At 73.4% G+C, this 9329-nt stretch carries 8 protein-coding genes; 3 read left to right on the top strand and 5 right to left on the bottom strand.

Features of this window, described 5'->3' with window-relative positions:
- A partial coding sequence (locus BXY45_RS22395; RefSeq protein WP_211319856.1) for a hypothetical protein occupies positions 1-339 on the top strand: 339 nt, incomplete at its 5' end.
- A gap of 46 nt (positions 340-385) precedes the next feature.
- On the opposite strand, the gene BXY45_RS22390 is transcribed toward BXY45_RS22395, so the two are convergent.
- From BXY45_RS22390 to BXY45_RS22370, 5 genes are all read right to left on the bottom strand, one after another.
- Entirely contained in the window at positions 386-1105 is a 720-nt protein-coding gene (locus BXY45_RS22390; RefSeq protein ID WP_211319855.1) for a class I SAM-dependent methyltransferase, read from the bottom strand.
- A complete protein-coding gene (locus BXY45_RS22385; protein ID WP_146211340.1) occupies positions 1098-1775 on the bottom strand; it encodes a GNAT family N-acetyltransferase in 678 nt (225 codons plus the stop codon). The genes BXY45_RS22390 and BXY45_RS22385 overlap by 8 nt, the downstream gene beginning before the upstream one ends.
- A 59-nt stretch (positions 1776-1834) precedes the next feature.
- A complete protein-coding gene (locus BXY45_RS22380) occupies positions 1835-3556 on the bottom strand; it encodes an ABC-F family ATP-binding cassette domain-containing protein (protein WP_109776750.1) in 1722 nt (573 codons plus the stop codon).
- Positions 3557-3843: 287 nt separating this feature from the next.
- The gene (locus BXY45_RS22375; RefSeq protein ID WP_109776749.1) at positions 3844-4932 is read right to left on the bottom strand and encodes a fatty acid desaturase family protein; all 1089 of its coding nucleotides are present in this window, start codon (positions 4930-4932) and stop codon (positions 3844-3846) included.
- A gap of 252 nt (positions 4933-5184) precedes the next feature.
- Entirely contained in the window at positions 5185-6735 is a 1551-nt protein-coding gene (locus BXY45_RS22370) for a cell wall-binding repeat-containing protein (RefSeq protein WP_109776748.1), read from the bottom strand.
- Positions 6736-6939: 204 nt separating this feature from the next.
- On the opposite strand from BXY45_RS22370, the gene BXY45_RS22365 reads away from it, so the two are divergent.
- Both BXY45_RS22365 and BXY45_RS22360 read left to right on the top strand, forming a co-directional pair.
- Positions 6940-7704, top strand: coding sequence for a response regulator transcription factor (locus tag BXY45_RS22365; protein WP_211319854.1), 765 nt, complete (start codon positions 6940-6942; stop codon positions 7702-7704).
- A gap of 6 nt (positions 7705-7710) precedes the next feature.
- Positions 7711-8889: a sensor histidine kinase gene (locus BXY45_RS22360; protein ID WP_146211339.1), complete on the top strand. Its 1179-nt coding sequence runs from the start codon at positions 7711-7713 to the stop codon at positions 8887-8889.
- The last annotated feature ends 440 nt before the right edge of the window (positions 8890-9329 follow it).

Here is a 9329-nt window from a genome sequence, read left to right as displayed (position 1 = left end):
AGCTTCGATCGTCGCGGGTCACGTCCGCCGTCGCATCACCGAGGGTCATCACTGCAGGTCACACAGTCATCGCCCGACTATGACCGCGCCCTGGGTGACGTGCCGGGTCTGCCGCCGGGACTCGCGCACCTCGTGGAGACCTTGCTCCTGTATCTCGCGTTCCTCGGTCCGCTTCTCGTCCTCGCTGCTACCGGGGTTGCAGCCCCCTCGGTGGGGCGGAGCGTGGAGACGCGCACCGCGCCGCAGGCCTCCGCCGTCGTCGTCCTCGTCACGGCCGCGGCCCTGCTGGTGCTGCAGCTGACCTGGGGCGACGAGCTGTGGGTGTGGCTGATCGACTGAGCGGTAACGGGCGGCTCGGTTCCAGCGCGACGAACCCCTGCTCCGCTCACACCTCGACGGTGAAGAGCACGTAGCCGTACGTCAGCCCCAGGGCGTCGGGGCGGGAGCGGAGCCACGGCTCCGCAACATCAGCGGGGAACTCCAGGCGGAGCACCGCCTCGAGGTCGTCACGTCGGGCGAAGCGCCACTCGCTCATCACCTCCCGCCGCACCGCGCCGCGCTCCGCCCACCACTGCGCGGTCGCTGCACCGTTGCCCTGGTAGGCCGCCCACGGACTGATCGCCAGCAGCTGCGCGAACTCACCGTGGTGGTGGTCGTTGTCGACCACCACCAGCCGCCCGCCGGGGCGGAGCACCCGCCGGACCTCGGCGAGGCCCGCGTCGCAGCCGGGCGGGAAGAAGTAGGCGAAGCGCGCGTGCACGACGTCCACGCTGTCGTCGGGCAGCGGCAGGTGCTCCGCCGATCCGTGGAGCACGCGGGCGCCTCCGGGCCGCGCGGCCGCCAGCGGCAGGAGCGAGGGGTCCGGCTCCACGCCGACCACCGTGGCCGCCTCGGCGGCGTACCCGGGCAGCCAGTAGCCGGACCCGCAGCCGAGGTCCAGCAGCGTGCGACCGGCCCACGGCGCCAGCTCCCGCATGGCGTCCAGCAGCACCCCGTCCGGGTCCATCGCGGCGTTCTCCAGCTCGTACACCGCGGGGTGGTCAGCCTGGTTGGGGCTGCGCGTGAAGTCATCCGGTACCTGACCGACCAGCGGCTTGTCACTCACGGTGGCCCTCCTCAAGATCGGTCATAGCGAGCACCCAGACGTGCGGTCCCGCCGGCAGGTCAAGCTCCGCCGTCACCGCGAAGCCTCGCGCCTCGTAGAAGGGCACCGCGTCGGGGTTGGTGGTCTCCAGGTGGACGCCGATCTGTGCGGCAGCGGCCCTGTCCAGACCCGGCTGCAGCGCCACGCTCCCCAGACCTCTCCGCTGGTGGCCCGGGTCGACGGCGAGGAACTGCACGTACGCCGAGGGCGCCTGCGGCGCGTGCGGCCGCAGCAGGGCCAAGCCCGCGCCCACCCGAGCGGCGTGCTCGCTGCCGACCAGCGCGGCCAGGAGACCCGCCACGGTCGGGGCGCCTGCATCCCGTGGCGCTGGGTTCTGTGGCGCTGGGGTCTTCGGCGCTGGGTCCGGGGGGCGCCAGGCGCAGGCTGCGATGACGTGTCCGTCGTCGTCGTGGACGACGTCGACGGCGCCCTGCTGCAGAGCGGGTTCGAGGAAGAGTCCCAGCCAGGCGGCCACGGCGTCCGCCCGATGTGTCGGCTCGCGGAAGATCCACGCCATGAGCGCATCGGCGCTGTAGGCCGCGGCCAACAGGCGCCGGAGTCGGGGCAGGTCCTCCCACGTACCCGTCCTCACCGAGTGCGTCGATCCGGGAGACGCCGAGACATCAGCCACGAGCCGCAGTCAACTCCACGGGTGCGGAGAACGCGCTGACGCCAGGGCGGTCGCGGTGCTCAGCACGGAGGGGCGTCCGAGGTGAGGTCGAGGCGGCTGCCGCGCCAGCGCTCGCGCAGCCAGCGGTCGTGGCTGGCGAGCACCACCGCACCGGGGTGGTCTGCCAGCGCCGCCTCCAGCTCCTCCGCGAGGCCGAGGGACAGGTGGTTGGTGGGCTCGTCGAGCACCAGCACGTCCGGTGGGTCGGCGGTCAGGACGGCGAGCGCCACTCGCCGCTGCTGCCCCACCGACAGGGATCCGACGGGCCGGCCGGCATCGCGAGGTGAGATCAGCCCCGTGCTCGTGAGCGGCGGGGCGTGCTCGCCGATGGCCCGCAGGTAGACCTCCTGAGCGCTGCGGCGCGGGTCCTCCCACACGACGTCCTGGGTGAGCAGGCCCAGGCGAATCCCCGGGGCGAGGCGGCGCAGCCCGCGGTCGGCGGCGAGGGTGCCGACCAGCACCCCGATGAGCGTCGACTTACCGCTGCCGTTGGGGCCGTCGAGCAACAGGTGCTCGCCGGCGCGGACCGTCAGGCTCGTGGGCCGCAGGCGGCCGGCCACCTCGACGTCGTCGAGCTGAACCAGCACGTCCGGCAGGTCCGGGAGATCCGGCAGCTCGTGCCGCACTGACGGCCGACCGCCACGACGCTGCCCGAAGCCGGCGAATCTCAGCAGCGGCGGCGGCGCCGAGACCTGCGTGCGCTCGAGCTCCTCCAGCCGACCGCGGGCGGACCGGACCCGTCGGGCGATGACTGTGGCTGCGCGGTCGGCGTAGAACTTCTTGGCGATCCGCGACTCGCCCTTGGGGACCGTCGTGTGCATGACGTCGCGGGCGCCGACGGCCACCTCGTGGCGCAGCACCTCCAGCTGCTCCTGCTCGGCGGCGTACCGCTCCTCCCAGCGGCGCCGGGCCGCGGCCTTGGCCCGCAGATGCTCGCTGTAGGCGCCCCGGTGGCTGCTCACGGATGCTCCGGCGGCACGCGCGTCGCCGTCGTCGTCCTCCTCCTCGGTGGCGGTGGCCGGGCCGACGACGGGGTCGAGGTCAGCGACGCGAGTCGCGACGTCCTCGATGAAGCGCCGGTCGTGGCTGGCGAAGAGCACCGGACCGGTCCAGGAGCGCAGCTCCGCGGCGAGGAAGTCGGCGCCCGCGGCGTCGAGGTGGTTGGTCGGTTCGTCGAGGAGCAGCGCGGTGGGGCGCGCCACCAGAGCCGCCGCGAGTGCCAGGCGTGTGCGCTGGCCACCGGACAGGGTGCCGAGCTGTCGGTCACGGCTGACGTGGCCGAGACCCAGCCCGGCGAGGACGCGTTCGACCTCGGCGTCCAGCGACCAGACGCCCGCGGCGGTCGCCTCGGCGAGGGCCACGTCGTAGCGGTGGGCCGCCGCCCCCTGTGCATCGAGGTGGCGCGTCTGCTGTCTGGCGCTGGCTTCGGAGGCCGCGGCCAGCGCTTCGGCAGCGGCGGTGAGCTCGCGCTCGACGTCCCGGGCGCTGGCGACGGCGTCGTCGAGGACGTCCTCGACGCAGGCGTCGTCGCCAAAGGGGAGCACCTGGTGCACGAGCCGGGTGCGTTCAGGGCGGGTGACGGTGCCCGAGTCGGGCTGGTCGACCCCGCCCGCCACGCGCAGGAGCGTGGTCTTGCCGGAGCCGTTCTCCCCGACGAGGGCGACCCGGGCGCCAGGCGCGACGGCGAGCGAGACATCGCGGAGCACTACCCGGTCCGGGTAGCGGCGGTCGACGTGGTGCAAGGCGAGATGGGGTGAGCGGGAGAGTGCTGACAACGCGAGGTCCTCGGGGTGAGGAGGGCTCCCGCCGGGTCTCCGCAGCTCCACCGGCAGGGGTGGCGGCGGATCCGCTGGCGCGGGACGGTCGCGGTGTCAGCTGAGCACGCGTCGACGGTAGACGTGCTCGCGCGCCGGCGTCGACGGGTTTTCTGTCAGCGACTTCGTCGGGCGAGGCGCCGGAGGAGGGCGTCAACGCGAAGGGGCGGCGCCCACCCGGAGGTGGGCACCGCCCCTTCGACGAGCGATGAGTCTCAGGCGCGCAGCTGCGAGGCCAGGGGGCAGCTGAACGGGTCTCCGGCGCGCAGACCCACCTCGTTGAGGTGGCTGATGATCGCGCGGTAGGAGCCGACCAGCGACGTCTCCGTGTAGGGGATGCCGTGCGTGGCGCAGAACTCGCGCACCATCGGCTGCACACGGCGCAGGTTGGGGCGCGGCATGCTCGGGAAGAGGTGGTGCTCCACCTGGCGGTTGAGGCCGCCCATGAGGAAGTCGATGACGAGGCCGCCGCGGATGTTGCGGGACGTCAGCACCTGGCGTCGCAGGAAGTCGATCTTCGCGCCCCGCTCGACGATCGGCATGCCCACGTGGTTGGGCGCGAACGCCCCGCCCATGCACAGCCCGAACACCGCGAGGTGCACGCCCACGAACGCCGCGGCCTTGCCCGGGCCCATCGTCGTCAGCAGCACGGTGGCGTAGACGCTCCAGTGCGCCACGATGAAGCCCAGGTCCGCCCAGCGACCCTTCACGGGGGAGCGGCGGGCGAGCGCCTTGACGCTGTCGACGTGCAGGTTTGCGCCCGACAGCAGCAGCAGCGGCAGGAAGAACCAGCCCTGGTGGCGCGTCAGCGCTGCGCGCAGCCCGCGACGGCGCTGGGCCTCCTCGGGGTGGAAGGCCACCACCACCGACTCGATGTCGGTGTCCTTGCCGATCTGGTTGGGGGCCGCGTGGTGGCGGGTGTGCTTGTTCATCCACCAGCCGTGGCTGAGGCCCGCGCACAGCCCGGCGAACACGCGGGCCGCCCACTTGTTGCGGGTCGAGGACTCGAACACCTGCTGGTGCGCGCCGTCGTGGCCCAGGAAGGCGAACTGGGTGCCGATCATGCCGAGGGCCGCCGCCGGCAACAGCTGCCACCAGGAGTCACCGAGGACGACGACGCCGGCCACCAACGCGGTGATGGCGAGCGCCGCCGCGCTGATCCGGACCGCGTAGTACCCGTGGCGCCGGTCGAAGAGGCCGCGCTCCTTCACCATCCGTGACAGCTCCGCGTAGGCGCTGACCGCACGGTCACGCTCGCGGACGCGGGGAGCCCCAACGGTGGGCTCAGGGGCGGTGGTCGTCATGGGGCAGGGGCTCCTCGGGGGACGCGGTGCGTCACCGCGAGCGCGGGACGCGTGCCGTGCTCCGCCGCTCTCCTCGTGCCCTCTGCGCGTGGCAGGTGGGGTCGCAGGTCGCGCGCGAGCGACAGCCACTGACCACCCGCGCGCTGTCTCTTGCTCCCCTGGCTGGGAAGGAACGGCGTGTCCGACCGATCAGCGAGGGACCTCAGGTCCCGAGTCCACTCTCACACACGTCGCGCCCCTCCATGAACACTGTCACCGCACAGGTGTGCCTCCACCGACGGCGACCACCTCGCGCACCCCGTGCCCGGTGAGCCATGACGTCGCACTGCCCCACCCCGTGGGGCGTACGAGCAGGGTCACCGATCCCGCGGCACCCGCGACGAGCGCGTCAGCGAGGCGCGCGTCGTCGCCGCTGGCCACGAGAACGCGGCCCACCCCGACGCCGTGCGTCACAGCGTGATCGGCGACGGCGGTCGCGGTGGCGTACCGGTCAGCCCCGGCCAGGCGCTCGTCGACGCCGATCGCGGCCGCGACGTCGGCGGACACCGACTCCGTACCACCGACCACCACGACCCGGCGGCTGCCCAGGGCCGCCGCGAGGGCGGTGGAGACGTCTGCTTGCCTCGGCGGCAGGAGGAGGACGGGCACACCGAGCGCCGCCGCCGTGCCGCCCACAGCGACAGAGTCGGCGAACGTGCCGGTACCGCGGGCCGCGTACGCGGAGGTGCTGCCCGACAGTTCCGGCCGGGCCGCGACCGCGAGCGCGGTGGCGTACCTGTCGACACCGCCGACGCGCTCGACGGTCAGTCCCCGCGCCAGCAGGTCGCTCACCACCTGCGGCGTCACGCTGGTCTCCCCGCCGACCACCACGGCCTTCGTTACCGACGGCGTCGCCGCCAGGTAGTCGGCCACCGACGACGACAGCGCGGCCGAGCGCGTCAACAGCAGCGGCGCCCCCAGCTTCCGGGCCAGCGGTGCCGCCGGGATGCTGTCGACGAGGCGCTCACCGGACGCGATGACCACCGCCGTCGGTGAGGGGTTGACCGTGGCGGCCAGGGCGGTGCTCGTCGCGTACCTGTCGTCGCCGATCACCGCGCGGGTGGGCACGGCCGGGGCGCTCGTCCCCGTGGGGGTGCTTGTCGGGCTGGCCGTGGGGCTGCCTGTGAGGCGGGCGGTCGGAGTGCTCGTGGGGCTGGCTGTCGGCGTCGCGGTCGGGATGGAGCTACCCGGCCAGGCCCCGTTGTAGTAGTCACCGAAGACGACGATCGCCCACAGCCGCCCGTCGCTGCCCCGGGCCGCGCCGTAGCCGGCAGCGTCGAAGGCCGGGTTGAGCATGTTGGCGCGGTGGCCGGAGGAGTTCATCCACATCCACACGAGGTCGCCGCCTCCGGCCCAGTGCTGGGCGGCGTTCTCCGCGGCGCCGCGCCAGCCGCCGGGGATGTGCGTGCGGTAGTCGTAGGCAGGGTCGACGTCGGAATGGCGCAGCGACGAGCTGTCCGCCGCGAGCTTGTCCGCCCAGGCCTGCGCCACCGCGTCCATGCGGGAGTCGCGGTGCAGCGGGTCCAGCCCGCGGCTGGCACGTTCGTGGTCGTGGCCCGCCTGCATGTCGGTGATGACCTGCTGGTCAGGTGCCGCCTGTGCGGCGGGGGCCACCGCGACTCCAGCTCCCGAGGCGCCCGCCAGAAGCACGGCCAGGGCCACCAGCCCGCGGGTCGTCGTTCGGAAGCGACGGCGCGTGCCGAGCGTCCCCGGGCGCTGGACTACCTGGGTAACAGGGGTGGGCGTCATGGTGGGTGCGGGCACGGTTCCTCCTCGACGACCCGATCGGGGTGATTCCTCCGCGCAGCGCCGCCGGGTGCCGACGCTAGGGATCAACGGTGCCCGAGCGCAGGCGTTTCGCCGAGTAGCGCCCCATCCGTCCGATCTGCCCTTCGCCCCCCCGGGATTACCCCGGGTCCCTGTCGGCTGACCGTGCGATGTCGGTCGCCTGTTCGATGTCGGCTGACCGTGCGACCCCGCAGCGCGAAGGACCCCGCCGCCGAGCCTGGCTGGTTCACTGGAGCGGTGGAGATCAGCCCGCACGGCGGCTCGGGGGCGGAGACGAGTCCGCAGCCCGCGGGGGTGCGCGTGCTCGTCGTCGACGACGAACAGCTGGTCCGCACCGCCCTCACCACCGTCCTGGGATCCGCGGACGACATCGAAGTGGTCGCCGCCGTCGACGGTGTCGGCGCAGCCAGCGCCCTGGCGGCGCGCCGGGTCGACGTCGTCCTGACCGACCTGCGGATGCCGCGTGTCGACGGTCTGGCCGTGGTGAGGCACGTCGTCTCCCTGCAGCCACCGCGACCGGTGGTGGCGGTGCTCACCTCGTTCGCGGACGACGCGCTGGTGGCGGAAGCGCTGGCCTGCGGCGCTGCCGGCTACCTGGTGAAGGATTCGAGCCCCGACCAGCTCGTGGACGCGGTGCGTCGCCTCGCGCGCGGTGCGTCCGTGCTGTCGGCGGAGGTGACGCCTGCCGTCATCGACGGATTCCTCCGTAGCCGGCCCGACGTCGATGCGGCTGCCCAGGTGGCGCTGCTGTCGCCTCGTGAGCGCGAGGTGCTGGCCCTTCTGGCGTGCGGCGAGGGCAACGGTGCGATCGCCGCGCAGCTGCACCTGTCGTCGGCCACGGTGAAGTACCACGTCAGTTCGGTGATGACCAAGCTCGACGTCGAGAACCGGGTGCAGGCCGCGCTGGTCGCCGTGAGGGCGGGCCTCGTCACCCCTGGGGCGTGAGCGACGGTGCGGATCGCGGCACGACGCCTCCTCGTCTCCCGTGTGGTGCGGGCGGTGGCGCTGGACGCCCTGCTGATCCTGGCCTGCTGGGCGGAGGGCTTCGCCAACCAGACCCCGGGGTGGAACCGCCCTTTCGTCCTGTCCGTGCTGACGCTGGTGGCGATCCCGCTGCGCCGCTGGTCACCGGAAGCGGCCGTGGTGCTCGGTGTGCCCGCGCTCGGGTGGGCGCAGAGCACGCTGGCTCCCGCGGTGCTGCTGTTCACCCTCGGTGAGCGCCAGCGCCGGGCCTGGGTGCTGTACGCGTTCACGGCGCTCGCTGTCGTCGTCGTCCTGTGGCCGCAGTGGGACCCCGGTCTGCTTGCCGCGAACACGTCGGTGGTCCTCGGCGAGCTGGTGTTCGTGGCGGGTGCCGTCGGCCTCGGGGCACTCCGCCGGTCGCTGGCCCTGGAGCGGCGGCAGCGGCTCGAACTGGAGGAGGCTCGTGCCGCTGAGCGCGCGGCGGCGGCCGCCACGGCGAGGGCCGAGGAGCGCGCGCACCTCGCGCGGGAGATGCACGACGTCGTGGCGCACCACGTCTCGCTCATCGCCGTCCAGGCTGGGGCGCTGCAGGTGAGCACGCGCGAGGAGAGCACCCGCGAGGCGGCGGCGGGGCTGCGCAGCCTCGCCTCCAGCGCCATCAGTGAACTCCGGCAGGTGCTCGGCGTGCTGCGCTCGCCGACCGCGACGGGGGCCCCGCTCCTGGGGCATGGGCTCTGTGAGCTGCCACGGCTCGTCGACACCGCCGCGCCCGGGAGCCGGTGGAGCATCGATCCGCGGTTGCTGAGCGACGACGACGGGGCGTCCGTGCGCGTGCCCGATGCCGTCCACGGCACGGTGTACCGCGTCGTGCAGGAGGGCCTCACGAACGCCCGCAAGCACGCGCCCGGCTCTCCCGTGGCGGTGGACGTGTCGCTCTCCGAGGACTCCCGCCAGCTCCAGGTGGAGGTCGTGACCCAGCTCAGGACGACGACGGCGGCCGCGGGCTCCAACCCGGCCCCTCGCGCAGACCTGGGGATCGGTGGTGCGGGTGTGGGACTCGTCGGGCTGAGGGAGCGTGCGGAGAGCCTCGGCGGCAGCGTGCACGTCGAGAGGACCGCTGCCGAGCACCGGCTGCGCGTGCTGCTGCCGTTGGGCGCCGACGCCTGAGGGTTCGGGGCGCTGAGGCCGTCGTGGTTGCTTCGCTCTGAGGCACGACGTCCAGCCCTGACCTCACCGGGGGTGTCCGGGAGGCAGGGCTAGGCGTCGTGACGCTGAGGGGACTGTGCTGCTGGGGGACGGTGCTGGGTTGGTCTGGGTCAGCAGTCGCAGGTGCCGCGGGGTGAGGGGATGTCCGGAGGCGGGCCCTCATCGGACCCGGATGGCTCCTGCGGGTCGCTGCCAGGTCGTGGTGGCGGCACAGACGACGTAGCTGACGACGTAGCCGCTGACGCTGGTGGTGACTGAGGGTGAGCGGTGCTGGCAGTGCTGGCGCGATAGCAGTTCTGGTGGTGGGGGTGCTGGGGGTCTGAGGGCACGGTGGTGACCAGCAGCAGCTGCTCCGCGCGGGCTCGGGTCGCGGCCGTCAACGCCCGCCGTGGGGAGGCCAG

It is taken from the genome of Quadrisphaera granulorum (assembly GCF_003149145.1).
GTDB classification, from domain to species: Bacteria; Actinomycetota; Actinomycetes; order Actinomycetales; family Quadrisphaeraceae; genus Quadrisphaera; species Quadrisphaera granulorum.
Note: the sequence above shows the minus strand (reverse complement) of the source record. Positions and strands in the feature narration are given on the sequence as shown.

Bases quoted from the DNA above. Each gene is read 5' to 3' on its own strand.
- BXY45_RS22375 (WP_109776749.1), bottom strand. From the start codon at position 4,932: ATGACGACCACCGCCCCTGAGCCCACCGTTGGGGCTCCCCGCGTCCGC.